General features: G+C 73.3%; 21 protein-coding genes and 1 pseudogene. 14 read left to right on the top strand and 8 right to left on the bottom strand.

Annotated features, from left to right (window positions below):
• Window positions 1–105 precede the first annotated feature (105 nt).
• From AB0D74_RS32110 to AB0D74_RS32090, 5 genes and pseudogenes are all read left to right on the top strand, one after another.
• Complete coding sequence (locus AB0D74_RS32110) at window positions 106–1,089, top strand: dehydrogenase (protein WP_362594768.1); 984 nt, start codon at window positions 106–108, stop codon at window positions 1,087–1,089.
• 160 nt (window positions 1,090–1,249) lie between these two features.
• The gene (locus AB0D74_RS32105; RefSeq protein WP_362594766.1) at window positions 1,250–1,648 is read left to right on the top strand and encodes a 6-carboxytetrahydropterin synthase; all 399 of its coding nucleotides are present in this window, start codon (window positions 1,250–1,252) and stop codon (window positions 1,646–1,648) included.
• Window positions 1,645–2,847, top strand: a complete 1,203-nt coding sequence (locus AB0D74_RS32100) for a glycosyltransferase family 4 protein (RefSeq protein WP_362594764.1) — start codon at window positions 1,645–1,647, stop codon at window positions 2,845–2,847. Before AB0D74_RS32105 ends, AB0D74_RS32100 begins: the two co-directional genes overlap by 4 nt.
• Entirely contained in the window at window positions 2,844–3,863 is a 1,020-nt protein-coding gene (locus tag AB0D74_RS32095) for a trans-aconitate methyltransferase (protein ID WP_362594762.1), read from the top strand. Before AB0D74_RS32100 ends, AB0D74_RS32095 begins: the two co-directional genes overlap by 4 nt.
• Window positions 3,860–4,786 (top strand): annotated as a pseudogene (locus tag AB0D74_RS32090) (lysylphosphatidylglycerol synthase transmembrane domain-containing protein); the annotation flags it as partial. The gene AB0D74_RS32095 and the pseudogene AB0D74_RS32090, both read left to right, overlap by 4 nt.
• A gap of 53 nt (window positions 4,787–4,839) precedes the next feature.
• Here AB0D74_RS32090 and AB0D74_RS32085 read toward each other — a convergent pair.
• Entirely contained in the window at window positions 4,840–5,598 is a 759-nt protein-coding gene (locus tag AB0D74_RS32085) for a creatininase family protein (RefSeq protein WP_362594760.1), read from the bottom strand.
• A gap of 38 nt (window positions 5,599–5,636) precedes the next feature.
• On the opposite strand from AB0D74_RS32085, the gene ribA reads away from it, so the two are divergent.
• The gene (gene ribA / locus AB0D74_RS32080; RefSeq protein WP_362594758.1) at window positions 5,637–6,296 is read left to right on the top strand and encodes a GTP cyclohydrolase II; all 660 of its coding nucleotides are present in this window, start codon (window positions 5,637–5,639) and stop codon (window positions 6,294–6,296) included.
• Window positions 6,297–6,351: 55 nt separating this feature from the next.
• Window positions 6,352–7,497 carry an FAD-binding oxidoreductase gene (locus AB0D74_RS32075; RefSeq protein ID WP_362594756.1) on the top strand — a complete coding sequence of 382 codons (1,146 nt, stop codon included), beginning with the start codon at window positions 6,352–6,354 and terminating at the stop codon, window positions 7,495–7,497.
• A 16-nt stretch (window positions 7,498–7,513) separates the two neighbouring features.
• Here the strand turns inward: AB0D74_RS32075 and AB0D74_RS32070 are convergent, their stop codons facing one another.
• A complete protein-coding gene (locus AB0D74_RS32070) occupies window positions 7,514–8,737 on the bottom strand; it encodes a serine hydrolase domain-containing protein (RefSeq protein ID WP_362594754.1) in 1,224 nt (407 codons plus the stop codon).
• Window positions 8,738–8,970: 233 nt separating this feature from the next.
• Between AB0D74_RS32070 and AB0D74_RS32065 the strand changes: the two genes are divergently transcribed.
• Both AB0D74_RS32065 and AB0D74_RS32060 read left to right on the top strand, forming a co-directional pair.
• Entirely contained in the window at window positions 8,971–9,396 is a 426-nt protein-coding gene (locus AB0D74_RS32065; RefSeq protein WP_362594751.1) for a PPOX class F420-dependent oxidoreductase, read from the top strand.
• Window positions 9,397–9,464: 68 nt separating this feature from the next.
• A complete protein-coding gene (locus AB0D74_RS32060; protein WP_362594749.1) occupies window positions 9,465–9,806 on the top strand; it encodes a VOC family protein in 342 nt (113 codons plus the stop codon).
• Here the strand turns inward: AB0D74_RS32060 and AB0D74_RS32055 are convergent.
• The 3 genes from AB0D74_RS32055 to AB0D74_RS32045 all read right to left on the bottom strand — a co-directional run bounded on the left by AB0D74_RS32055 (window position 9,703) and on the right by AB0D74_RS32045 (window position 13,840).
• Window positions 9,703–10,917: a glycosyltransferase gene (locus AB0D74_RS32055; RefSeq protein ID WP_362594747.1), complete on the bottom strand. Its 1,215-nt coding sequence runs from the start codon at window positions 10,915–10,917 to the stop codon at window positions 9,703–9,705. The genes AB0D74_RS32060 and AB0D74_RS32055 overlap by 104 nt on opposite strands.
• 75 nt (window positions 10,918–10,992) lie before the next feature.
• Complete coding sequence (locus tag AB0D74_RS32050; RefSeq protein ID WP_362594744.1) at window positions 10,993–12,315, bottom strand: nucleotide sugar dehydrogenase; 1,323 nt, start codon at window positions 12,313–12,315, stop codon at window positions 10,993–10,995.
• Between the two features lie 103 nt (window positions 12,316–12,418).
• Window positions 12,419–13,840, bottom strand: a complete 1,422-nt coding sequence (locus tag AB0D74_RS32045) for a glycosyltransferase family 4 protein (RefSeq protein WP_362594742.1) — start codon at window positions 13,838–13,840, stop codon at window positions 12,419–12,421.
• Between the two features lie 101 nt (window positions 13,841–13,941).
• Here AB0D74_RS32045 and wecB point away from each other — a divergent pair, with 101 nt between their 5' ends.
• From wecB to AB0D74_RS32025, 4 genes are read left to right on the top strand one after another with little or no spacing between them, the layout of a single operon-like run.
• Complete coding sequence (gene wecB, locus AB0D74_RS32040; RefSeq protein ID WP_362594740.1) at window positions 13,942–15,030, top strand: UDP-N-acetylglucosamine 2-epimerase (non-hydrolyzing); 1,089 nt, start codon at window positions 13,942–13,944, stop codon at window positions 15,028–15,030.
• On the top strand, window positions 15,023–15,673 hold the full coding sequence (locus AB0D74_RS32035; RefSeq protein ID WP_362594738.1) for a methyltransferase domain-containing protein: 651 nt from the start codon (window positions 15,023–15,025) through the stop codon (window positions 15,671–15,673). The genes wecB and AB0D74_RS32035 overlap by 8 nt, the downstream gene beginning before the upstream one ends.
• Window positions 15,673–17,532, top strand: coding sequence for a hypothetical protein (locus tag AB0D74_RS32030; RefSeq protein WP_362594736.1), 1,860 nt, complete (start codon window positions 15,673–15,675; stop codon window positions 17,530–17,532). The genes AB0D74_RS32035 and AB0D74_RS32030 overlap by 1 nt, the downstream gene beginning before the upstream one ends.
• Complete coding sequence (locus AB0D74_RS32025; protein WP_362594734.1) at window positions 17,529–19,715, top strand: glycosyltransferase; 2,187 nt, start codon at window positions 17,529–17,531, stop codon at window positions 19,713–19,715. Before AB0D74_RS32030 ends, AB0D74_RS32025 begins: the two co-directional genes overlap by 4 nt.
• Window positions 19,716–19,729: 14 nt before the next feature.
• Here AB0D74_RS32025 and AB0D74_RS32020 read toward each other — a convergent pair whose 3' ends face one another.
• The 3 genes from AB0D74_RS32020 to AB0D74_RS32010 all read right to left on the bottom strand — a co-directional run bounded on the left by AB0D74_RS32020 (window position 19,730) and on the right by AB0D74_RS32010 (window position 23,162).
• Window positions 19,730–20,614: an acyl-CoA desaturase gene (locus AB0D74_RS32020; protein WP_362594843.1), complete on the bottom strand. Its 885-nt coding sequence runs from the start codon at window positions 20,612–20,614 to the stop codon at window positions 19,730–19,732.
• A gap of 323 nt (window positions 20,615–20,937) precedes the next feature.
• On the bottom strand, window positions 20,938–22,299 hold the full coding sequence (locus AB0D74_RS32015; protein WP_362594732.1) for an MFS transporter: 1,362 nt from the start codon (window positions 22,297–22,299) through the stop codon (window positions 20,938–20,940).
• Between the two features lie 197 nt (window positions 22,300–22,496).
• Window positions 22,497–23,162 (bottom strand): TetR/AcrR family transcriptional regulator, encoded by a 666-nt coding sequence (locus tag AB0D74_RS32010; RefSeq protein ID WP_362594730.1) that lies wholly within the window; start codon window positions 23,160–23,162, stop codon window positions 22,497–22,499.
• Between the two features lie 157 nt (window positions 23,163–23,319).
• Between AB0D74_RS32010 and AB0D74_RS32005 the strand changes: the two genes are divergently transcribed.
• Window positions 23,320–24,201: a shikimate dehydrogenase gene (locus tag AB0D74_RS32005; protein ID WP_362594727.1), complete on the top strand. Its 882-nt coding sequence runs from the start codon at window positions 23,320–23,322 to the stop codon at window positions 24,199–24,201.
• Window positions 24,202–24,243 lie beyond the last annotated feature (42 nt).

The following is a 24,243-nucleotide window of genomic DNA, read 5'->3' as shown; positions in this document are numbered from 1 at the left end:
GAATGACAGAGTCGATCAACGCCGCGTACTGTGCGCGGCCTGTGCACTTCTCGCTGTGCACATCTCCGTACGTGAACCACTTCCCGATCGTTCAGGAGGATTCCGATGAACTCCTCGGCCCGCGCGTTCTGGCTCCGCTCCCCGGGCCACGGAGAGCTGCGTGACGTCACCCTCGCGGAGCCCGGTGAGGGCGAGGTGCTGGTGCGCGCGCTGTACTCCGGAGTCAGCCGTGGCACCGAGACGCTGGTGTTCCGCGGTGGCGTGCCCGAGAGCCAACACGCGGTGATGCGGGCGCCGTTCCAGGAGGGCGACTTCCCCGGCCCGGTGAAGTACGGCTACCTCAGCGTCGGCGTGGTCGAGCAGGGCCCCGATGCGCTGACCGGGCGTACGGTCTTCTGTCTGTATCCGCATCAGACGCACTACGTCGTTCCGGTGAGCGCGGTGACGGTGGTACCGGAGCGGGTACCCCCGGCACGTGCGGTACTCGCGGGCACGGTCGAGACCGCCGTGAACGCCCTCTGGGACGCGGCGCCGCTGCTCGGCGACCGGATCGCGGTCATCGGCGGCGGCATGGTCGGCTGCTCGGTCGCCGCCCTGCTCGCCCGCTTCCCCGGCGTACGGCTCCAGCTCGTGGACGCCGACCCGGCCCGCGCCAAGACCGCCGAGGCCCTCGGCGTGGACTTCGCGGCCCCCGGGGACGCCCTCGGGGAGTGCGACCTGGTCGTGCACGCAAGCGCCACCGAACAGGGCCTCGGCCGCGCGCTGGAGCTCCTCGCGCCGGAGGGCACGGTCCTCGACCTGAGCTGGTACGGCGACCGGCGCATCGCCCTCCCGCTAGGCGAGGCCTTCCACTCCCGCCGGCTCACCGTGCGCAGCAGCCAGGTCGGCACCGTCTCCCCGGCCGCCCGCGCCGGCCGCACCTACGCCGACCGGCTCGCCCTGGCCCTGGAGCTGCTGGCCGACCCGGCGCTGGACGCCCTCATCACCGGGGAAAGCGCGTTCGAAGAGCTGCCGGAGGTGCTGCCGAGACTCGCCTCGGGGGAGCTTCCGGCCCTCTGTCACCGGGTCCGCTACGGCGACAACGGCTGACGGAACGTCCAATAACGTCCACCGCACGCCCCCAAGAGGTCCTGACCTGAGAAAAGAGTGAGAGTGGACTGAACGCGGGGAAGCCAAGAGCCGTATTAAGGGCATCCCCCGGCAGGGATCAGCCGGGGGACCAGACGCGCCGCACCTGGAGGGTCGTCCGTTGTTCAGCATCACCGTCCGCGATCACATCATGATCGCCCACAGCTTCCGCGGCGAGGTGTTCGGGCCCGCGCGGCGACTGCACGGCGCCACGTTCCTGGTGGACGCCACCTTCCGTCGCGAACAGCTGGACGACGACAACATCGTCGTCGACATCGGTCTTGCCACCCAGGAGCTCGGCGCCGTGGTGAGCGAGCTGAACTACAGAAACCTGGACAACGAGCCCGACTTCGCCGGGATCAACACCTCCACGGAGTTCCTCGCGAAGGTCATCGCCGACCGGCTTGCCGAGCGCATCGAGAAGGGCGCGCTCGGCGAGGGCGCCCGGGGCCTCGCCGGACTGACCGTCACCCTCCACGAGTCGCACGTCGCCTGGGCGAGTTACGAGCGTGCCCTGTGACCGACATGGCCATCGGCCGCCCGTCGGCCCTCACCTACGTGCCCGCACAGCGCGCGGCCACCACCGAAAGCAAGGCTCCGGCGAGCATCGGGATCCTCCCCATGTCCCTGCGCAACGTGCACTTCGTCATGCCCGGCGGTGTGGACGACCCGGCCAGCCCGAGCGGCGGCAACGCCTACGACCGGCGGGTCTGCCTGGACCTGCCCGGCTTCGGCTGGCAGGTCACCAGGCACGCGGTGGCCGGTTCCTGGCCGCGCCCCGGCACCGCCGACCGCGACGCCCTCGCCCGCACCCTGCGGGAGCTGCCCGACGGCACGGCCGTCCTCCTCGACGGCCTGGTGGCCTGCGGGGTCCCGGAGATCGTCGTACCGGAGACGGAGCGGCTGCGCCTCGCCGTCCTCGTACACCTCCCGCTCGGCGCCGAGACCGGGCTCGACCCGGCCGTCGCCGCCGACCTGGACGCCCGCGAGCGCACGGTGCTGCGCGCCGTACCGGCCGTGATCGCGACCAGCGACTGGGCGGTACGACGGCTGGTCTCGCACCACGGCCTGGCACCCGAACGGGTGCATGTGGCCGCCCCGGGCGCCGACATCGCCCCGCTGGCCGGCGGCACCGACGGCGTCTCGCACCTGCTCTGCGTCGCCGCCGTCACCCCGCGCAAGGGCCAGCACCGGCTGATCGAGGCCCTCGCGGCGGTCCGGGACCTGCCCTGGACCTGCACCTGCGTCGGCGGACTCGACACGGCTCCCGAGTACGTCGCCCACCTGCGGTCGCTGATCGCGGAGCACGGGCTGACGGACCGGCTGCACCTGGCGGGCCCGCGCGCCGGCGCCGACCTGGACGCCAGCTACGCCGCCGCCGACCTGATGGTCCTCACCTCGTACGCCGAGACCTACGGCATGGCCGTCACCGAGGCCCTCGCCCGCGGCATCCCGGTGCTCGCGACCGACGTCGGCGGCCTGCCGGAAGCGGTCGGCCGCGCCCCCGACGGCGGGGTGCCCGGCATCCTCGTGCCGCCGGAGGACCCCGCCGCCCTCGCCGTCGAACTGCGTGGCTGGTTCGGCGAGGCGGACGTACGCCGTCGTCTCAAGGCCGCCGCGCGCGGCCGGCGGGCGGCGCTCGACGGCTGGGCGACCACCGCCCGCAGCCTCGCCGGAGTCCTGCTGCGGCTCCCTGACGAACCCCGGAGGGCGGCATGACCAGCGAGACCACGACCACTACTCCGGTCGGCGCGATACCCGCGCAGCCGGGGCCGACGGATGTTACGGATGCAGGAGTGGGACGAGAACGCGAACAGGCGCCCGCCGAGGTGATACCCGGGGCCGGACCCGTCGTCCGTCCGGGCGAGCGGGCCACCGTACGGCTGCGCGAGGCCGGGCCCGAGGAGCCGCCGCGGTACGCCCCCGAGTGGCTGGAGTTGCGGGAGAGCGCGGACGCCGCCGCCCGGGCGGGCGACCTGCTGGACCCGCTGCGGATCCGGCTGGCCAACCTGCCCGGCAAGGCCGGCACCGTCGTGCACGACCTGGGCTGCGGCACCGGCTCGATGGGCCGCTGGCTGGCGCCCCGCCTCGACGGCTCCCAGCACTGGATCCTGCACGACCGCGACCCCTACCTGCTGCACTTCGCCGCCGTCGCCTCGCCCCGCGCCGCCGCCGACGGCAGCCGGGTCACCGTGGAGACCCGGCGCGGCGACGTCGCCCGGCTCACCCCCGACGCGCTGATCGGCGCCTCCCTGGTGACCGCGTCCGCGCTCCTGGACGTCCTCACCCGGGAGGAGGTCGACATCCTCGCCGAGGCCTGCACCGGGGCCGGCTGCCCCGCGCTGCTCACCCTCTCGGTCGCCGGACGGGTCGAACTGAGCCCCGCCCACCCGCTGGACCAGGAACTCACCGAGGCGTTCAACGCCCACCAGCGGCGCGGCGGCCTGCTCGGCCCGGACGCCGTCACCGCCGCCTGCGAGGCGTTCGCCGACCGGGGCGCCACCGTGAAGGTGCACCCCAGCGCCTGGCGGCTCGGCCCCGACGAGAAGGCGCTCACCGAGCAGTGGCTGCGCGGCTGGGTCGGCGCCGCCGTCGAGGAGCGCCCCGAACTGGCCGACCGGGCCGACGCCTACCTGGCCGAGCGGCTCGCCGCCAACGCCGCCGGTGAACTGCGGGTCGTCGTGCACCACAGCGACCTGCTCGCGCTCGCCCGGCCGACCGGAGGCACCTCATGAGCACTCCCACCCTGGTCCGGGAGACCGCGCCCGTCGCTCCGCTCGCCGTGCCCCGGCGCCTCAACCTCCGCGCCGTCCGCACCCACCTGGGCACCGTCGCCGGAGCCGCCATCATCGCCGTGCTGCTGTGGCGGCTCGGCACCGGCGTCTTCCTCGACGGACTGCGCCGCATCGACACCCCGACGCTCGTCGCCGGCCTGGTGATCGGCGCGGTCACGACCGTACTGAGCGCCTGGCGCTGGCAGTTGGTGGCCCGCAGCCTCGGCCTCCGGCTGCCGCTCGGGCCGGCCGTCGGCGACTACTACCGGGCCCTGTTCCTGAACGCGGCCCTGCCCGGCGGGGTCCTCGGCGACGTGCACCGCGCCGTCCGGCACGGGCAGAGCGAGGGCGACATCGGGCGCGGGGTCCGCGCCGTCGTCCTCGAACGCACCGCGGGACAGATCGCGTTGACGGTGTTCGGCGCGGGCGCGCTGCTGATCCTGCCCTCGCCGGTCCGCGACGAGGTGCGCAGCTTCGCCCCGCTGGCGGCGGCCGGGCTGGTCGGCGCGTGCGCGATCGTGGTCGCCCTGCGCATGAACAAGGCCCCGGGCAAGCGCGCCGGCGCCCTGCGCGCCACCCTCGGCGAGGCCCGCCGCGCGCTGCTGTCGCGGCGGAACGCGCCGGGCGTCGCCCTCTCCTCGGCGGTCATCCTCGCCGGGCACGTGGGGATGTTCGTGGTGGCTGCCCGGGTCGCCGGCTCGGCCGCCCCCGTCGCGGTCCTGGTCCCGATCTCCGTCCTCGCCCTGGTCGCCATGGGCCTGCCGCTGAACGTCGGCGGCTGGGGCCCCCGCGAGGGCGTCACCGCCTGGGCGTTCGCCGCGGCCGGCCTCGGCGCGGACAGCGGGCTCGCCACCGCCGTCGTCTACGGCGTGCTCAGCTTCGTGGCGGCCGTGCCGGGCCTGGTGGTCCTCCTCGTCCGCTGGTACGCCGGACTGCGCTACTCCCGCCCGGCGGTGAGCAGTTCGAAGAGCGCGCCGAAGGAATCCGCGAGGCTCGACAGGAGTTCCTTCCCCTTTTCCGCCGAACCCAGGGAGGGACGGCCGATGACGCCCGATTCGGTATAGGCGGACATTCCCAGGGTGAGGAGATGACGACGGTCGTCAGCGGTGAAATCAGCGGACTCGTATCCAGGGCGGACCAATTCGGGATGAGCGTGCAGCAGAATGGAGGTCTCGATTTCTCCGGCATGCATGTCGGTGAGCGCCGAGGTCTCCACGCCGGCCCGGCCCAGAGCCGACTCCCAGTCCTCCGCCGCCGGGTACAGCGCCAGCCGCTCGCCCCGCGCGGACGCCTCCTGCACGACGTTGCCCAGCACGTAGTTGCCGCCGTGGCCGTTGACCACGACCAGCGCCTCGACGCCCGAGCGGCGCAGCGAGCCGGCGATGTCGTTCACCACCGCGTGCAGCGTCACCGCGGAGATGCTGACGGTGCCCGGCCAGGCCGCGTGCTCGTGCGAGCAGGAGACCGTCACCGGCGGAAGGAGGTGCACCGGGTACGCGGCGGCGATCTCCCGGGCGACGGCACAGGCGACGAGGGTGTCGGTCGCGAGCGGAAGGTAGGGGCCGTGCTGTTCGAAGCTCCCCACGGGAAGGACGGCGACCTGTGTTGAAACGCCCGCCCCCCTGGTCCGTACCTCTTCCGTAGTGTCCGCCGGCAACAAGCCGTAAGCCGCCGTACGCGCGCCCGAACCACTCATCTTTTCACGGCCTTTCGTCTCTGCTTAGGAATCAGATCATGACAGAAAACATCGGCGTACTCGGCAAGAAGTCCCCACGGCGTTCGGGCGTGGAACGCGTCGTGAATGCACCGCTGCCCACCGTGTACGGCAAATTCCAGGCGATCGGCTACCTGGACCACGACCGCGGTGACGAGCAAGTCGCCCTGGTGTACGGGGACATAGACAGCGACCGGGTGCTGACCCGGCTGCACTCCGAGTGCCTGACCGGGGACGCGTTCGGCTCCCAGCACTGCGAGTGCGGTGACCAGCTGGCCGCCGCACTGCGCGCGGTCGTCACCGAAGGCAGCGGCATCGTCGTCTACCTGCGGGGACACGAGGGCCGCGGCATCGGCCTGCTCGCCAAGCTGCGCGCCATGGCCCTCCAGGCGGAGGGCCTGGACACGGTCGAGGCCAACCTCGCGCTCGGACTGCCCGTGGACGCCCGCGACTACGGCGTCGCCGCCGGCATCCTGAGCGACCTCGGGGTGCGTTCGGTGCGCCTGATGTCCAACAACCCGCGCAAACGCGAGTCGTTGGTACGGCACGGCATCGAGGTCGCCGAGACGGTCCCGCTGCTGATCGAGCCGTGCGAGAACAACATCACCTACCTGCGGACGAAGCGCGAGCGCCTCGACCACGTGCTGCCCCACCTGGACGCGGTGGCGCACTGGTCCTGAGGTACCGGGTGGCCTCCCGGGGAAGGATCGGGGGAGACCGACAGGAGGTACACGCGTGAATCTTCGGGCCCAGGCAGTGATCATCGGCGGCGGGGTGATGGGCACCAGCATCGCCTACCACCTCGCGAGCGCGGGCGTCCGCGACGTCGTCCTCGTCGAACGGGACGAGCTGGCCGCCGGATCCACCTCGAAGGCCGCGGGCGGAGTGCGCGCCCAGTTCTCCGACGAGCTCAACGTCCAGCTGGGCGCGCGCAGCTTAGAGGCCTTCGCCCGGTTCGGCGAGGAGATCGGGTACGACATCGGGCTGCGCCGCGTCGGCTACCTGTTCCTCCTCTCCACCCCCGAGGAGGTCGCCTCCTTCGAGGCGGGCGTCCGGCTCCAGAACCACCTCGGCGTGCCCAGCCGGATGCTGACCCCGAAGGAGGCGGCCCGGCTCTCCCCGCTGATCGGCACGGACGGGCTGCTGGCCGCCGCGTACTCCCCGGACGACGGCCACTGCACCCCCGAGTCCGTCGTGCACGGCTACGCGGCTGCCGCCCGCGCCCACGGCGCCCGCGTCCTGCGCCACACCGAGGTCACCGGCATCGAACGGGACGGCCCCTACCTCACCGCCGTGCACACCACCCTCGGCCGGATCGCCACCGAGACGGTGATCTGCGCGGCCGGCGCCTGGTCGCGGGCGGTCGGCGCGATGGCCGGCGTCGACTTACCGGTGCAGCCGCTGCGCCGCCAGATCGCGGTCACCGAACCGGTCCGGGGACTGCCGCCGACGCTCCCCATGACGATCGACTTCACCACCAGCCTGTACTTCCACGCCGAGGGCCCGGGCCTGCTGCTCGGCATGTCGGACCCCGACGAACGGCCCGGCTTCGCCACCGACACCCACGACCGCTGGATCCCGCGGCTGTACGCGGCGCTGGAACGGCGGGCCCCGGCCCTGCTCGACCTGCGCCGCACCGGCGGCTGGGCGGGCCTGTACGAGAACACCCCCGACCACAACGCCCTGATCGGCGAGGCGCCCTCGGTCTCCCGGTTCCTGTACGCCACCGGGTTCTCCGGCCACGGCTTCCTCCAGGCACCGGCCGTCGGCGAGGTGGTCCGCGACCTGTACCTGGGCCGCACGCCCTTCCTGGACGTCGGCCCGCTCGGCGCCGGCCGGTTCGCGGCCGACGCTCCGCGCCCGGAGTCGAACCTGGTGTGACCCGGGCGGGCGGCGCTCAGTCCAGGATCGTCTCGTGGACCAGCCGGCGCAGGTCCGGGAAGACCTTCAGGGACTTCGGCCGGAGCTGCGTGTGGAACTGCACGGTCAGGTCGTGGGTGGGGTCGACCCAGAACGCGGTGGTGGCCGCGCCGGTCCAGCCGTAGGCGCCCGGGCTGCTCGGGGAGAGGGTGCGGCCCGGGTCGATCACCACGGAGACGCCGAGGCCGAACCCGAGCCCGTCGTTGCCGGGCTCCTGGTGGACCGGGGCGCCGTAGGCCCGCAGATCGGCCCCGCCGGGCAGGTGGTTGCTGGAGAGCAGCCCGACCGAGGCGGGGGACAGCAGCCGGACGCCGTCCAGTTCGCCGCCCCGGCGCAGCATCTCCATGAACCGGTGGTAGTCGTACGCCGTCGCCGCGAGGCCGCCGCTGCCGGACAGGAAGCGGGGGCGGCCCCGCAACGGCAGCCCGGGGATCGCCTCGATGCCGCCGCCCTCCGTCTCGCCGTACAACTCCGAGAGCCGGTCGGCCTGTTCGGGCACGATGTGCAGGCCCGCGTCCGGCATGCCGAGCGGCCGGAAGATCCGGCCGGCGAAGAACTCGTCGAGCCGCTGCCCGGAGACCACCTCGACGACCCGGCTGAGCACGTTGAAGCCGACGGAGTAGTTCCACTGGGTGCCCGGCTCGAACTGGAGCGGCATCCGGGCGTACACCGCCATCGCCTCGGCGAGGTCCGCGCCCGACGGCACCGAGAACTCCAGGCCCGCCTCGCGGTAGCAGGCGTCCACGGGGTGCGTGTGGTAGAAGGCGAAGGTCAGCCCGGCGGTGTGGGTGAGCAGATGACGGATCCGGATCGGGCCGTCGGCCGGCCGGGTCACCATGTCGTCGCCCGCACCGGAGACGTGGACCCGCGGGGCCGCGAACTCCGGCAGGAACCGGTCGACCGGGTCGTCCAGGGACAGCAGCCCGTCCTCCACCAGCAGCAGCACGGCGACCGCGGTGACCGGCTTGGTCATGGAGTAGACCCGCCAGATGGTGTCCGCCTCGACCGGCAGTCCGGCCGCGCGGTCACGGTGGCCCTGGGCGGTGAGGTGGGCGACCCGGCCGCCGCGCGCCACGGCCACCAGGTAGCCGGGCAGCCGCCCTTCGTCGACGTAGTGGGCGAAGTGCTGGTCGAGGCGGTCGAGCGCCTTCACGTCCAGCCCCACCTCACCGGGGTCGACTTCCTGTCGCAGCTGTGCCATCGCTCTCCTTGGGTCGTGTCGTCCGCGGTGCGGTCCGACCTCGGACCTCATCGTCGCGCAGGAAGTGGGGAACGGTCCCGCTCATCCACGTGTGGTGTGACGGACGCTATAGAAGAGGCACCGAAAAACCGAAAAGCGGACGCGCCGTCGCCACCGTTGCCGGGTTGTGCGCCCGGCGCGCCGTACCGTGGCCCGACGGGAATGCACGACGGACGCGGAGGGGTTCCCCCGACATGACCCAGGAAGCACTTCTGAAGCTGCTCGGCGAAGCACACGACGGGGTGCTGGTCACCCTCAAGAGCGACGGCCGCCCCCAGCTGTCCAACGTCAACCACGCCTACCACCCCGACGAGCGCACCGTCCGCGTGTCGGTCACCGACGGCCGCGCCAAGACCCGCAACCTGCGCCGCGATCCCCGCGCCTCCTACCACGTCACCAGCCCCGACCGCTGGGCCTTCACGGTCGCCGAGGGCACCGCCGAACTCTCGCCGGTCGCCGAGGACCCGTACGACGCGACCGTCGAGGAGCTCATCCGCCTCTACCGCGACATCCGCGGCGAGCACCCCGACTGGGCCGACTACCGCGCCGCGATGGTCCGCGACCGCCGCCTGGTACTGCGGCTGCGGGTGGAACGGGCGTACGGCATCCCGCGCCCCTGACGGGCGGCGGGGCCCACGTGTGGCGGCGGGTGCTTGCCGCCCGGCCTCTGCGGGGCTAGCCTCCGCGCGTGATCAATGGGGCACATGTGGTGATCTACACCCGGGACGCCGAGGCGGACCGGGTCTTTCTGCGGGACGTGCTGGAGTGGCCGCACGTCGACGTGGGGCACGGCTGGCTGATCTTCCGGCTGCCGCCGGCCGAGGTGGCGTGCCATCCGGCCGACGGCGAACCGTCGCACGAACTGATGCTGATGTGCGACGACCTGGACGAGACGGTCGCCGAACTCACCGCGAAGGGGGTCGAGTTCACCCGACCCGTCCAGGTCGCGGCCTGGGGCCGGGTGACGGGCCTCCGGTTGCCGGGCGGAGGCGAGGTCGCCTTGTACGAGCCGCGTCACCCGCGCGCCTAGGACCGCCCTCCTCCCGCACCCAGGTCTCCAGCCACTGCGCGAACTCGGCCGCCCTGTCCGGCCAGTTGAAGTGGGTCAGGGCCGCCTCCCGGCCGCGCTGGGCCGCGGTGTGGCGCAGGATCGCGTCGGCGCCGAGCCTGCGTATCGCCTCCGCCGCCGCCCGCGGATCCTCGTACGGGACGACGATCCCGCAGCCGTGCCGCTCCACCATGTCCGCCGCCAGCGGGGTCGGCGTGGTGATGACGGGCACGCCGTGGGCCATGTACTCGACGACCTTGGTGGGCCGGGAGTGGCGGTAGTTGGGCTGGTCGTGCAGGAGGGAGAGACCGGCCAGGGCACCCGGGAACAGGGCGAGGGCACGGTCGTTGGGCAGGAAGCCGTGCCAGCGCAGGACGCCGTCCCGGTCGGCGGCCGTGAGCGCGTCGCGGACGTCGGGGTCGGCCGCGCCGGCCACCTCGATACGCGGGCCGGGGCCCAGGTGCCGGGCCGTCTCTATCAGGTCCAGCGCGCCGCGCGCCCGTGACAGGTGGCCGACGTAGACGACCCGTTCGGTGCCCGGCGGTTCGGGCGCCTCGGCCGGGGCGGTGGTGAAGTTCGGCACCACGGGGTGGGTGCGGCGGAACCGCTCCTGGTAGGCGTCCTCGGCGAGCAGCAGCCGCAGATGGCGTTCCGCCAGCCGTTCGGCCGTGCGGACGCCGAGCCGCAGCGGTGGCCGCAGCGCCCTCGGCACCCAGCGTTTCATGGCGAGCGCGGCGGCGGTGTCCTCGTGGACGTCCCAGACGACCACGGGCCCGGTACCGGACCGCCGCCAGCGGCGCAGCGTGCCGGGCAGGGCCAGCAGCAGTTCCGGGTCGTGCAGCAGGATCACGTCCGCCTCGGGCCCGCGCCGGGCCAGCAGGGCCCGGGCCGCGCCGACGGCCGCGCGGCGGCTGCGGCCCGCGGCCCGCGGCAGGTCGATGCCTTCGAGGTCCGGGCGGGGCCGTACCTCGCGGGCCGAGAACGGCGCCGCGTAGACGACGTGGTGCCCGCGGTCCCGCAGCGCGGTGATCTGCCGGTGCAGAATGCGCGCGTCCTCGGGGTGGTGGACGACGGTGACGACGAGTATCCGCATCTGAGCGCCTTTCGACTCCGTGGCCCGGAGTGCTTCGACTCCGGGCCACGGAAGGGGAGTTGCTACGCAGGTCGGCTACAGCACCTCGACGCCGGGCCGGAAGATCCGCCCCCGGGTGTCGAAGAGCAGGCGGGCCTCGTCGCCGAGGGCCGGGAGGTCGTACGCGGAGTGGTCCTGGAGCAGGATCGTCAGGTCGTGCGAGCGCGCCGCGGCCATGACGTCGGTGACCCGCGGCACGGCCTCCCCGTCCACGAACCAGGCCGGTACGAGCGGGTCGTGGAAGGCGATCTCGGCCTCCCGCTCCCGCAGCAGCCGGGCCACCGGCACCGCAGGCGCCTCGCGCTGGTCGGCGACGTCCGGCTTGTAGGTGACGCCGAGGAGCAGCACCCGCGAGCCGTGCAGCGCGAGGCCCTCGTGGTTGAGCAGGTCCTGGGCGCGCCGGACGACGTACTCCGGCATGTGTGCGTTGATCTCCCGGGCGAGTTCCACGAACCGGAACTCGTAGCCGATCGAACGCACCTTGTAGGAAAGGTAGTTGGGGTCGATCGGGATGCAGTGGCCGCCCACCCCGGCGCTCGGCCGGAAGGGCTGGAAGCCGAACGGCTTGGTGCCCGCGCAGCGGATCGCGTCCCACACGTCGACGTGCAACTCGCGGCAGAGGATGGCCAGTTCGTTGACCAGCGCGATGTTGACGTGCCGGTAGGTGTTCTCCAGGAGCTTGGCCATCTCGGCTTCCCGAGTGCCCTTCGCCTGCACCACCGTGTCGACGAGCTTGCCGTAGAAGGCGGCTGCCTTCGCCGCGCACGAGGGGGTGCAGCCGCCGACCACCTTGGGTGTCTGGCGCAGGCCGTGGGTGGTGTTGCCGGGGTCGATGCGCTCCGGGGAGAAGGCGAGCGCGAAGTCGTCGCCGGCCCGCAGTCCCGACTCCTCCAGGAGCGGTCTGACGATCTCCTCGGTGGTGCCCGGATAGGTGGTCGACTCCAGGACGACGAGCTGTCCGGGGTGCAGCCGGCCCGCGACCGCCCGCACGGCGGAGGTCACCGCGCCCAGATCGGGGCCGCCGTCCTCGCTGAGCGGGGTCGGCACGCAGATCACCACGGTCTGCGCCCGGGCCAGGCACTTGTCGTCGGTGTACGCGGTGAACCCGGCCGCCCGCATCCGGGCGACGTCCTCGTCGGAGACGTCGTCCACATGGGAGTGCCCGGCGTTGAGGCCCTCCACGACCCGTGGGTCGAGGTCGAGCCCGGCCACTCTCAGGCCGACCAGCGACGCCTCCCGCGCGAGCGGGAGTCCGACGTAGCCGAGCCCGATGACGGCCAGTTCGAAACTGTCGGTCTGTTCCTCGTCCCCGAGCGATGCGCTCGATTCCCCGAGCGGTACGGCCTTTTCGACCTGCATAGGGATTCACTCCGCCCTCGACGGCAGCAACGGCAGACGCTGTGCGGACGCCGTATGGATCCGAAGGGCCCGGACGGTGAGCAGTGGTTCCGGGCGCGGGGTCTCAGACACATCCAAGGGCGCGGTACGCCTCTCGGGTCGTGGCAGCGACCCTTTTCCAGGTGCGTTCACGCGCCACCAGCGCGCGGGCGGATGCTCCCCATTCATGCCGCCGTTTTCGACTGTAAAGCAATACTTCGAGAGCTTCTGCCCAAGCTTGTGGAGATTCAGGCTGGATGAGCCGCCCGTTCACTTCGTCTTGCACCAGCTCTCGCAGGGCTGTGAGATCACTGGCCGCCACGGGAAGACCGCTCGCCATCGCTTCGACCGGCTTGAGCGGGGTGACCAGACGGCAGACCCGTTCGTCGGTGCGCGGCACCGCGAAGACGTCGAGAACGGCGTGGTAGGCCCGCACTTCGCGGTGCGGCACGCGACCGGTGAACAGGGCGCCGCCGTCGCCCAGCCCGAGCCGTCCGGCGAGCGCCTGGAGCCGGCCGCGCTCGGGCCCGTCGCCGACGATCAGCAGCCGCAGCGGGACCCCCCGGCGGCGCAGCTCGGCACCCGCATGGAGCAATGTGCCGATTCCCTCGTGTGGAGTAAGGCTGCTCACGGTGCCCACCACGAAGTCGTCCGCCGCGATGCCGAGCCGGGCGCGCAGTTCCGCCCCGTCCGGCGGCGGCGCGAGGAACGCGTCGTCCACCGCGTTGGGCACGATCAGGACCCGCTCCGCGGGCACCCCGCGGGCCACGATCTCGGCCTTCATCGCCGCGCCCAGCGTCAGCACCAGGTCGGCCCCGCGCATGCAGTACGTCTCCAGGGCGCGCCGGGCCCGGTACGACGGGTCGTCCGTACCGCGGCCGGGCGCCTGGGTCAGCCAGGTCTCCTCCAGGAAGCCCCGCACCTCGTACACCACCGGCAGCCCGTAGGTCTCGCGCAGCGCCAGCGCCACCCGCCCGTTGCCGTGGTCGGTGGCCGCGTGCAGCACCGCCGGCCGCAGCCGCTCCACCAGGCGCCCGGCCAGCTCGGCGTTGCGGGCCAGCACCGCACTCTGGCCGTAGGGCAGGCCGTACGGCAGCAGCCGGTGCTGCGGCACCCCGTTCACGACCTGCCACGGGCGGGCGTCCAGCACGCCCTGCGCCACCGGGAACCCGATCCGGGTCACCACGTGCGGGTCGAGCCCGGCGGCCCGCTGGGCCTCGACGAGCGCCTGGGTGCGCACGGTGTAACCGGCGTGCCTGAACGGCAGCCCGTTGGTGACCAGATGGAGCACCCGGCCCGGCTCGGGCCGCACCGCCCGCCCGGCGGGCGCCGGCACCCGGGCGGCGGACGGCGTGGCGGCGGGCCCGGCCGTACGGGCCCGGGCGGCGAGCCGTTTCTCGACGGGCTCCAGCCCGCGCCGCACCCGCCCCGGGAGCAGCCGCACGCCGAGCAGCGCGGCCCGGGCGGGGTCGTGCCGCAACTCGCCCCAGGCGACGGATGCGGCCAAGCTGAGTGCACGGGGGATCCGGGAAACACGGCGCGGCAGGCGAAGAGACGGACGTCGGGCCATGTCGCCAAGGTAGGCCGACAGAGCGGAGAACGTACGACATGAACGGCCGCGTACTCCATGTCGTAGGGACCAGGCCGAACTTCGTGAAGGCCGCGCCCGTCGTCGCCGCCCTGCGCACGACCGGGCACGACCAGGTCCTCGTGCACACGGGTCAGCACTACGACGAACGGATGTCGCACATCTTCTTCCGGGAGCTGGGCCTGCCCGCCCCGGACACCGACCTCGGCGTCGGCTCCGGCAGCCACGCCCGGCAGACCGCGGACCTCCTGGTGGCTCTGGAGGGCGAGCTGCTCGCCCGTGCCCCGGCCCTGGTCGTCGTCTACGGCGACGTGAACTCCACCCTGGCCGCGGCCCTGGTCGCCGCCAAGCTCGGCATCCCGGTCGCCCATGTCGAGGCGGGGCTGCGCAGCTTCGACATGGCGATGCCGGAGGAGGTCAACCGGCGCCTGGTCGACCAGCTCGCCGAGCTGCTCTTCGTCACCAGCCCGGAAGCCGTCGGCCACCTCGCCCGCGAGGGCGTCGCCCCGGACCGGGTGCACTTCGTCGGCAACCCGATGATCGACACCCTGCTCACCCATCTGGAGCATTTCGACCCGGCCGCCGCCCGCGCCGCCCACGCGCTGCCCGAGCGGTACGGCGTGGTCACCCTGCACCGCCCGGCCAACGTCGACGACCCCGAGGCCGCCGAGGCCGCCGCCCGCGCCCTCACCGAGGCCGCGACCCACCTCGACCTCGCGGTGCCGCTGCACCCGCGCGGCCGGGCGGCGCTGCGCAGGGCGGGCCTCGCCGACGCGCCCGGCATCCACCTGCTCGAACCGCTCGGCTACGTCGAGTTCATGGGCCTGGTCCGCGGGGCCGCCGCCGTGATCACCGACTCGGGCGGCGTCCAGGAGGAGACCACCGTGCTCGGCGTGCCCTGCCTGACGCTGCGCACCACGACCGAACGCCCGGTCACCGTCACCCACGGCACCAACCGCCTGGTCCGGCACGGCGAACTGGTGCCCGCCCTGCGCAAGGTCCTCGACGGGCGGGCGGCGGCGGACCCCGAGGGACCACCGCTGTGGGACGGCAAGGCCGGCCCCCGGATCGCCCGCGTGCTCACCGAGTGGCTGGAGCGCCATGACTGACGCCACCCGTACCTGCCCCGAAGCCCCGCTCACCTACTGGGACACCCGGCACCGCGAACGCGACGACCTCGCCTCCGGCGGCCACATCGGCCTGGACCGGCCCGGCAACGAGATCTTCTACGCGATCCGGCTCGGCCAGCTCCTCACCCTGATCGGCGACCTGTCCAGCCCCGCCGCCCCGCTCTTCGTCCTCGACGCGGGCTGCGGCAAGGGGCACTTCGCCCGCTCGCTGGCCCGCTGCGGCCACCACGTCGACGCCTTCGACGCCAGCGAGGCGGCCGTCACCCACGCCAGGACCGAGGGCGGCGGCCCCCGCTACGCCGTCGCCGGCCTCGACGAGTGGCGCAGCCCCTGGCTCTACGACGTGGTGATGTGCGTGGACGTCCTCTTCCACCTCCTGGACGACGCACAGTGGGCGGCGAGCCTGCGCAACCTCGCCTCGCTCGTCCGGATCACCGGCCGGCTGATCGTCACCGACGAGAACATCCACGAGCCCGTCCCGCGCGGCGACTACATCCTGCACCGCCCGCTCGCCGCCTACCGCGAGGAACTCGATCCCCTGGGCCTGAGCCACACCCTCTTCCGGCCCTACGGCTTCCGCGAGAACCGGGTCGGCTTCCATGTCTTCACAAGGACCCGCTGATGCGCCTGACCGATCTGCTCCACCCGCACCTGGACGACGTGACCTCGGTCGTGGACGCGACGAGCGGCGGCCTGCGTCTGGACCCCTACCTGCACCTGCCGCCCGGCGTCACCCTGCGGCGGCACCAGGAACCCGTCGGCGAGGGCGAGCTGATGCTCCTCTGCTACGGCCCCGACCCCGACCTGCACGGCGCCGAGGCGGACTGCCTGGCCGCGCTGGAACGGATGCGGCCCGGCGGCCGGGGCCTGATCGTCTTCGGCCACCCCGGCACCGACCTGCCCTACCACCGGCTCCTCGACGCCCTGGTGGCACACCGCTGCCAGGTGCTGCACGCCGCCGCGCTCGGCTACACGCACCTGCACGCCGGCGCGGTGGTCGCCTGCACCCAGGAACTCCTGCCCCCGCACGACTGGTTCGGCCGCCCGCTGCCGGCCGACGGCTTCGCCACCGCGCTCCGGATCGCCGACGAGTACGTCCTCGCCGACTTCGTCTCCCGCTCCCAGCGGGCCCGCCTGATCGACCTGGAGCGGGCCGCCGAGGAGACCGCCCGCGCCCTGGAGACCGCCCGCGAGGACGGCCTCGCCGAACGGCTCGCCGCCGCCGTCCGGGACAAGGACCAGCTCTCCACCGCACTGCGCCGGGCCCGGGAACGGACCGGCGTACTGGAGGCGCGGGTGGCCATGCTGGAGGGCTCCACCTCGCTCCGGGTCGGCAAGGCACTGGTGTCGGCGGCCCGGTCGCCGAAGCGCCGCGCGGCCCGGCTGCCGGGCGAGCTGTACGGGCTGTGGCGGCAGCGGAAGGCCACGGGCCGCCCCGCCGGCTCCCGGACCACCGCCGCCTCCGCATCGGCCTCCGGATCGGCCTCCGCCTCCGCTTCCGCCTTCGCCTTCGCGCCGGATGCGCAGGCCGACGACCGCTTCCACCTCTCCCACCGGGCCCTGTCCGTGGCCCCCCGCGACCGGCTGGTGATCACCGGCGTGCTCACCGACCGCACCGCCCGGGACTTCGCGGCGGACGCCGTGGTCAGCCGGGTGCTGCCGCACGACGGACGGCTGCTGGTCGAACGCACCGACCCCGACGTCCTCCTCGTCCAGCTGAGCGCGTGCGCCGCCCAGGACGGACCCTGGTCGCTCACCGGCACCGGACTCGCCCCCGACCTGGACCGGCACCTCGCCGAACTGGTCTCCCGGGCCAGGGGGCTGGGCCGCGCCGCCGTGCTGTGGCGGGACGGCCCGGCGTCGTCCGCCCCGGGCCTGTCCCTGCTGCCCTGGGACACCGTCCTCGACGGCGACACCGGCACGGCGCTCTTCCGCCTCGACCCGGTCACCGACGGCCGCGACCGGCTCCGGGACGTCTTCCTCCAGGACAGCACCCGGGTCCGGCTGGCCCGGCTCGCCGCCCTCACCGGCGGCCCCGACCCGCTCGCCGAACGCCGGATCGCCGTCCTCGCCGCGCCCCGGGACGCCACCGACGTGGCCCGGCTCGTCGCCCAGGCGCTCGGCCAGCTGCACCGGCCGGCCGAGGTGGTCGTCGCCGACCCGGCCGGCCTCGCCCTCGACGAACTCACCGCCGCCTCGGTCGCCGTGCACACCGGACCGCCCACCGCACCCTGGGTCGCCGACTGGACGGACCTGACCGAGGACCGCCCGGACACCCTCCTCCTCGACCTGCTCTGCGCCCAGGAGTTCTCGGGCGCCGACGCGGTGGGCCACACCCCCGCCGCCGACGACTACGCCTTCGTACCGGCCCTGAAACCGCTGCTCGTGCGCCGGTCGCTCCTGGACTCCGGCACCCCGCCGGACAGCTGGTCGCGCGCCGGGCACCGCCTGTTCGCCGTGCGTGGAAAGGAACCGTCATGACCCGCACCCTCAGGGCGCTCGTCTACGGCGACGTGGACCTCAACCTCATCGACGGCTCCGCCGTCTGGGCCCAGTCGACGGTCCAGGCACTCTCCCGCGCGGGCTGCCGGACCCGCCTCGTCCTCAAGTCCCCGGTCGAGACCGGCCGGTTGACCGACCCCCTCGCGGGCCTGCCCGGGGTCACCGTGGTGCGGCCCTACGAGGAACACCTCGTCCCCGGCCAGGGCGCGCACCCCCTCTCGCCGTTCCAGGCCTCGCAGTTGCTCGCCCGGCTGGACGCGGAGGAGCCCTGCGACCTGCTGGTGCTGCGCGGCCGTCGGCTGGTCAAGCAGATCGTCGGGGACGGCGCCTTCGACGGCCGGATCTGGGCCTACCTCACCGACATCCCGCAGTCCCCGGCCGACATGACCGAGGAGGCCCGCGCCGACCTCGCCCGCATCGCCGTCGCCTCCCGGCAACTCCTGTGCCAGACCGAGGAGTTGCGCTGCTTCCTGGAGGCCTGGGTGCCCGAGGCCTGCGGCCGGTCCGTGCTCTGCCCGCCCGCGGTGCCCGAGCCCGGCTTCCCGGCCCCGGCCCGCAACGGCCTGCACGATCCGGTACGCCTCGTCTACACCGGCAAGTTCGCGCCCCGCTGGAACACCCTGCCCATGACCCGGCTGCCCGCGATGCTCGCCGAACGCGGCATCCGCACCGAACTGCACGCCGTCGGCGACAAGATCCACAAGGATCCGGGCCACCCCGGCTTCGACACCGCCATGGCCGAGGCGCTGCGCACCACCCCCGAGGTCGTCCACCACGGCGGCGTGCCGCGCGAGGAGGCCATGCGGCTGGCCGCCGACTGCGACCTCGGCCTCGGCTGGCGCGACGCCTCCCTCGACGCCAGCCTCGAACTCTCCACCAAGGTCCTGGAGTTCGGCTCCCTCGGGCTGCCCGTCGTACTCAACCGCACCCCCGCCCACGAGGCCCTTCTCGGCGCCGACTACCCCCTGTTCGTGCCGGGCGCCGCCGGCCTCGCGGACGCGGCGGACGCCGTCGCGCTCGCCGTACGCGACACCGCGGCCCGGCACCTCGCCGCCGACCGGTGCGCGGCGGCGGCCCGCGAGTACACCATGGAGGCCGCCGCGGCCCGCTGGCGCGGCCACCTCGACCGCGCCTTCCCCGCCGCACCCGCCGCCGTCGCCACCCGGGCCCGCCCGCTGCGGGTCGGCGTCGCGGGGCACGACCTGAAGTTCCTCACCCGCCTCCTCGACCACCTCCGCGCGCTGCCCGGCCTCGACGTCCGGATCGACGCCTGGCCCGCGCTGGCCCGGCACGACGCCGCCGCCAGCCGCGAACTCGCCGACTGGGCCGACGTGGTGGTCGTCGAATGGTGCGGCCCGGCGGCCATCTGGTACAGCCGCCACAAGCGGCGCGGCAGCCGGCTGATCGTGCGCCTGCACCGCTTCGAACTCGACGCCGGATACCCGCGCCAGGTCGACATCGACAACGTCGACCGGGTGGTGTGCGTCAGCCCCTACTACGCCCGCGCCACCCGGGACCGCACCGGCTGGCCCGCCGCGAAGATCACCACGATCGGCAACTGGGTCGACGTCGACCAGCTCGACCGGCCCAAGGCGCCCGGCGCCCGCCACCGCCTCGGCATGATCGGCATCGCGCCCAGCCGCAAACGCCTCGACCTCGGCCTCGACGTCCTCGAAGCGCTCCGCGCCCGCGACCGGCGCTGGCACCTCTCGGTCAAGTCCAAGCCGCCGTGGGAGTACTGGTGGATCTGGAACAAGCCCGAGGAACGCGAGCACTACGACGCGATCCTGCGCCGCATGCAGACCTCGCCGCTCCTCGAAGGGGCGGTCGTCTTCGACCAGTTCGGTCCGGACGTCCCCAACTGGCTGCGCCGCGTCGGCCATGTGCTCTCCACCAGCGACGACGAGAGCTTCCACCTCTCCCCGGCCGAGGGCATGGCCTCCGGCGCCGTACCCGCGCTGCTGCCGTGGCCGGGCGCCGACGAGATCTACGACCGGCGCTGGATCCACGACACCCCCCAGGCGATGGCCGATGCCGTCGCCGGGCTCGCCGAGCAGGAGGACTGGCAGTCCGCCGGGGCGACGGCCCGCGAACAGGTGCGGGAGGGGTTCTCGCTGGAGCGGGTGGCTAAGGACTGGACGGAGCTGCTCGTGTCCGGGTGAGTCCGGCGGAGCCGTCAGGCCGCCGACTCCTGGCGGCCGGCCGGCTCGGGCAGCAGGCGGGCGCCGAGGCGGTCCGGGCTCGGCCAGCGGACGTCGTGGGCCCAGCCCAGCTTCTCGAAGATCCGGATCAGGCGGGCCGACGGGTCGATCTGGCCCGGCAGGACACCGTGGCGCGCGCCCGTGGGGTCGGCGTGGTGCGAGTTGTGCCAGCTCTCGCCGAAGGACAGCAGAGCGAGCGGCCAGAAGTTGGTGGCCTTGTCCCGGCTGGCGAACGGGCGCCTGCCCGCGACGTGGCAGACCGAGTTCACCGACCAGGTGACGTGGTGCAGCAGCGCCATCCGCATCACGCCGGCCCAGAAGAACCCGGTCAGCGCACCGGCCCAGGTGCCGGTGACGAGCCCGCCGACCAGCGCGGGGGCGAGGAGGGAGACGACGGTCAGCGGCCCGAAGAGCCGGCCGACGATCCGCAGGTCGCGGTCGGCGTCGATGTCGGGCGCGAACCTGGCCCGGTTGCTCAGCTCGCGCTTGAGCATCCAGCCGATGTGCGCGTGCAGCAGCCCCTTGAGCAGCGCGCGGGTGTCGGTGCCGAAGCGCCAGGGCGAGTGCGGGTCGCCCTCGCGGTCGGCGAAGGCGTGGTGGCGGCGGTGGTTGGCCACCCACTGCACCGGCGAGCCCTCGACCCCCAGCGAACCCGCGACGGCCAGCGCGATCCGCAGACCCCGCTTCGCCTTGAACGAGCGGTGCGTGAAGAGGCGGTGGTAGCCGACCGTGAGGCCGAAGCCGGAGACGAGGTAGGCGACCACGGCCATGGTGACGTCAAGGGCCGACAGGCCCCGCCCCCACAGCAGCGGCACCGCGACGACCAGGCAGAGCAGCGGGCCGACCACGAAGATCCACATCGCGACGCCCGCCGCGGCGTTCTGCGGGGCGTCCAGGAGCGGCTTGGCCCCGGCCCCGGCCGCGGAGTCGGCGTCGCCTTCGGTGACGGTCTGTTCGGAACGGTCAGCTGTGCTCGGGTTCATCGGTTCCCCGCCGTTGCTCAAGGATGTCGGACACGGTGCCGCCTACCGCCCACGATCGCACCGGACGGCATCCCCGCAGGTCATCGCTCATGTCCAGGGTGTGAACGGCGTGGGACCAAATCTCCTTCGAGCGGGACGCGACGGTCCGCCCGGGCGCGTGCCCGGGCGGACGTGTGCCCGCATCGCACATCGGACGGGGATCAGGCGGTCACGGTCTCCGGCCGGGACGCCTCGCGGGGGGTGCGGGACCCGAGGTCCTCCGTGGCCACCGCGTGGGTCTCGCGGGCGGACAGCGCGGCGATCACCGGCGGCACGCACAGCGCGGCCGTGAAGAGTGCCACCGCCGACCAGTCGTCACCGCCGGGACCCGCGATCTGCGCCGCGAAGGTCACCGCGAAACCGGCCACCGCGAACCCGATCTGGGTGCCGATCGCCATGCCCGACAGCCGTACCCGGGTCGAGAACATCTCGCCGTAGAAGGACGGCCAGACACCGTTCGCCGCGCTGTAGACGACACCGAAGGCGACGATCCCGAGCAGCATGATCAGCGGGTACGAGCCGGTGGAGATCGCCCACAGGTAGCCGAACATCGCGACCGCGCTGCCCACCGCACCGATCAGGTACACCGGCCGCCGGCCGATCCGGTCCGACAGCGTCGCCCACGCCGGGATCGCGCCCAGCGCCACCAGGTTCGCCAGCGCACCCACCCACAGCATCGACGTCTTCGACATCCCGACCGAGTCGCTCGTCGCGTACGCCAGCGCCCACACCGTGAAGATCGTGCTCACCGAGGCGATCAGCGCGCCCCCGACCACCCGCAGCACGTCCGCCCAGTGGTAGCGCACCAGCGTCACCAGCGGCAGCCGTACGACACCCTCGCCCGCCGCCTGCTCGGCGAAGGCCGGGGTCTCCTCAAGCCTGCGCCGGATGAACCAGCCGGCCACGGCCACCGCGACGCTCAGCCAGAACGGCACCCGCCAGCCCCAGGACATCAGCTGGTCCTCGGGCAGCTGGGAGACCGCGATGAAGACCAGGGTGGCGATCAGCTGACCGCCCTGGGTGCCGCCGAGCGTGAAGCTGGTGAAGAAGCCGCGCCGTTTCGGCGGTGCGTGTTCCAGGGTCATGGAACTCGCGCTGGCCTGCTCGCCGGCCGCCGAGATGCCCTGCAGCACCCGGCACAGCACCAGCAGCACCGGAGCGAGGCCGCCGACCTGGGCGCGGGTCGGCAGACAGCCGATCAGGAACGTCGACAGGCCCATCAGCAGCAGCGTGAAGACCATGATCTTCTTGCGGCCGATCCGGTCCCCGAAGTGCCCGAGGAACAGCGCCCCGACCGGGCGGGCCGCGTACGCCACCCCGAACGTGGCCAGCGAGAGCAGAGTCGCGTTGGCCGGGTCCGACTCGTCGAAGAAGACCTTCGGGAAGATCAGCGCGGCGGCGCTGCCGTAGATGAAGAAGTCGTAGTACTCCAGGGCGCTGCCGATCCAGGCGGCCAGGGCGGCCTTCTTCGGCTGGCCACCCGGTGGTACGGCGGTGGCGGCGGGCTGGGCGGGGACGGACACGGCGGTGCTCCTTCGGGGAACTCAAACGTAGGCGGAGTGAGCGGCGGGGGAGAAGGCCGGTTCCCAGGGATGACGGGGTCGGCGGACCAGGGGCCGGTGCTAATTAACCCACTGGGTAGTTAGTCGCGATGGGTACGGATGTTGCGCTCGCGTTTCCCCGGTGTCAAGAGGTCGCGCCGGACACTCCGGTGCGACGGTCAGTCCGCCGCCCGCTCCGCGGTGAGGTAGGCGATCACCATGTCGCCGAGCATCGCCCGGTAGTGCGCGCGCTGCGCGGGGTCCACCAGGTCACGGCCGAAGAGGGCGCGGAAGGTGGCCCGGTTCGCCACCCGGAAGAAGCAGAACGAGCTGATCAGCGCGTGCAGGTCGACGGCGTCCACGTCGGCCGTGAACAGGCCGGACTCCTGTCCGGCGGCCAGGATCCGGCGGATCACCTCAAGGGCCGGCGAGCCGATCCTGCCGAGCTTCTCGGAGGCCGCGATGTGCTCGGCGCCGTGGATGTTCTCGATGCTGACCAGCCGGATGAAGTCCGGGTGCTGCTCGTGGTGGTCGAGGGTCAGCTCGGCGAGCCGGCGGATCGCCGCCACCGGGTCCAGGTGCTCGACGTCCAGCTGCTGCTCGGCCTCGCGGATCACGCCGTACGCGCGCTCCAGGACCGCCGTGAACAGCTGCTCCTTGCCGCCGAAGTAGTAGTAGATCATCCGCTTCGTGGTGCGGGTGCGGGCCGCGATCTCGTCGACGCGGGCCCCGTCGTACCCGGCCCGGGCGAACTCCTGGGTGGCCACGTCGAGGATCTCGGCCTGGGTGCGGGCGGCGTCACGGAGCCGTCCGTTGGTCTGTGCCGGTTCGTCGACGCTGGTCATCGGGTTCCTATCGGGTGCCTTCGCGGGGGTGGCCGGTGCGGAGATTCTAGAAGCCCCTGCCGGAGACGTTCGCGGAGAGGTCTTCCCCCGTCGCGGTGACCGGTGCTATAGCTAACGTACTAGTTCGTACATTAGCTATGCCGCTCTGGAGGGCCACGTGGCCAAGGACTCGTATCTCGTCGGACTGATCGGTTCCGGCATCGGCCCCTCGCTCAGCCCGGCCCTGCACGAGCGCGAGGCCGACCGGCAGGGACTGCGGTACGTGTACCGGCTGATCGACATCGACGTGGTCGGCGTTCCGCCGGAGGCCGTGGGGGAGCTGCTGCGGGCCGCGCGTGATCTCGGCTTCGACGGGCTGAACATCACCCACCCCTGCAAGCAGCTGGTCATCGAGCACCTCGACGCCCTCTCCCCGCAGGCCGAGGCGCTCGGCGCGGTCAACACGGTGGTCTTCGAGGCCGACGGGAGGGCCGTCGGCCACAACACGGACGTGACCGGGTTCGCGGCGTCGTTCGCGCGTGGGCTGCGGGACGCCTCGCTGGAGAGGGTCGTGCAGCTCGGCGCCGGGGGCGCGGGGGCCGCCGTCGCGCACGCGACGCTCACGCTGGGGGCCGAGCGGGTCACCGTCGTGGACGCGCTCGCCGACCGGGCCGTCGATCTCGCGGGCTCGCTGAACCGGCACTTCGGCGCGGGGCGCGCGGTCGCCGCGGGCTTGGACCGGCTGCCGGAACTGCTGGCCGGTGCGGACGGGCTGGTGCATGCGACGCCGACGGGGATGGCCGCGCATCCGGGGCTGCCGGTGCCCGCGGAGCTGCTGCGGGCCGAGTCGTGGGTGGCCGAGGTGGTGTACCGGCCGTTGGAGACGGAGCTGGTGCGGACCGCTCGGGCGCTGGGGTGTGCGGTGCTGGACGGGGGCGGGATGGCCGTGTTCCAGGCGGCGGATGCGTTTCGGTTGTTCACGGGGCGGGAGCCGGACGCCGCTCGGATGCTGGCCGACATCGCGGAGCTGGCAGAGAGCTCGGCGGGTCAGGTTGTGTGACGGGTGCGGGCCGGTGGGGGTTGATCGCGCAGTTCCCCGCGC

This window comes from Streptomyces sp. NPDC048278, assembly GCF_040652195.1.
In the GTDB taxonomy this organism is placed as follows: domain Bacteria; phylum Actinomycetota; class Actinomycetes; order Streptomycetales; family Streptomycetaceae; genus Streptomyces.
The sequence above is the reverse complement of the archived record's forward strand: the minus strand, read 5'-3'. Positions and strand labels throughout refer to the sequence as shown.

Excerpts from the sequence above, each read along its gene's own strand:
- AB0D74_RS32030 (WP_362594736.1), top strand. The coding sequence starts at position 15,673 with ATGCGCCTGACCGATCTGCTCCACCCGCACCTGGACGACGTGACCTCG.
- ribA (WP_362594758.1), top strand. The coding sequence starts at position 5,637 with ATGACAGAAAACATCGGCGTACTCGGCAAGAAGTCCCCACGGCGTTCG.
- AB0D74_RS32095 (WP_362594762.1), top strand. The coding sequence starts at position 2,844 with ATGACCAGCGAGACCACGACCACTACTCCGGTCGGCGCGATACCCGCG.
- AB0D74_RS32020 (WP_362594843.1), bottom strand. The coding sequence starts at position 20,614 with ATGTGGATCTTCGTGGTCGGCCCGCTGCTCTGCCTGGTCGTCGCGGTG.
- wecB (WP_362594740.1), top strand. The coding sequence starts at position 13,942 with ATGAACGGCCGCGTACTCCATGTCGTAGGGACCAGGCCGAACTTCGTG.
- AB0D74_RS32050 (WP_362594744.1), bottom strand. The coding sequence starts at position 12,315 with ATGCAGGTCGAAAAGGCCGTACCGCTCGGGGAATCGAGCGCATCGCTC.
- AB0D74_RS32055 (WP_362594747.1), bottom strand. The coding sequence starts at position 10,917 with ATGCGGATACTCGTCGTCACCGTCGTCCACCACCCCGAGGACGCGCGC.
- AB0D74_RS32025 (WP_362594734.1), top strand. The coding sequence starts at position 17,529 with ATGACCCGCACCCTCAGGGCGCTCGTCTACGGCGACGTGGACCTCAAC.
- AB0D74_RS32010 (WP_362594730.1), bottom strand. The coding sequence starts at position 23,162 with ATGACCAGCGTCGACGAACCGGCACAGACCAACGGACGGCTCCGTGAC.
- AB0D74_RS32035 (WP_362594738.1), top strand. The coding sequence starts at position 15,023 with ATGACTGACGCCACCCGTACCTGCCCCGAAGCCCCGCTCACCTACTGG.
- AB0D74_RS32085 (WP_362594760.1), bottom strand. The coding sequence starts at position 5,598 with ATGAGTGGTTCGGGCGCGCGTACGGCGGCTTACGGCTTGTTGCCGGCG.
- AB0D74_RS32110 (WP_362594768.1), top strand. The coding sequence starts at position 106 with ATGAACTCCTCGGCCCGCGCGTTCTGGCTCCGCTCCCCGGGCCACGGA.
- AB0D74_RS32065 (WP_362594751.1), top strand. The coding sequence starts at position 8,971 with ATGACCCAGGAAGCACTTCTGAAGCTGCTCGGCGAAGCACACGACGGG.
- AB0D74_RS32070 (WP_362594754.1), bottom strand. The coding sequence starts at position 8,737 with ATGGCACAGCTGCGACAGGAAGTCGACCCCGGTGAGGTGGGGCTGGAC.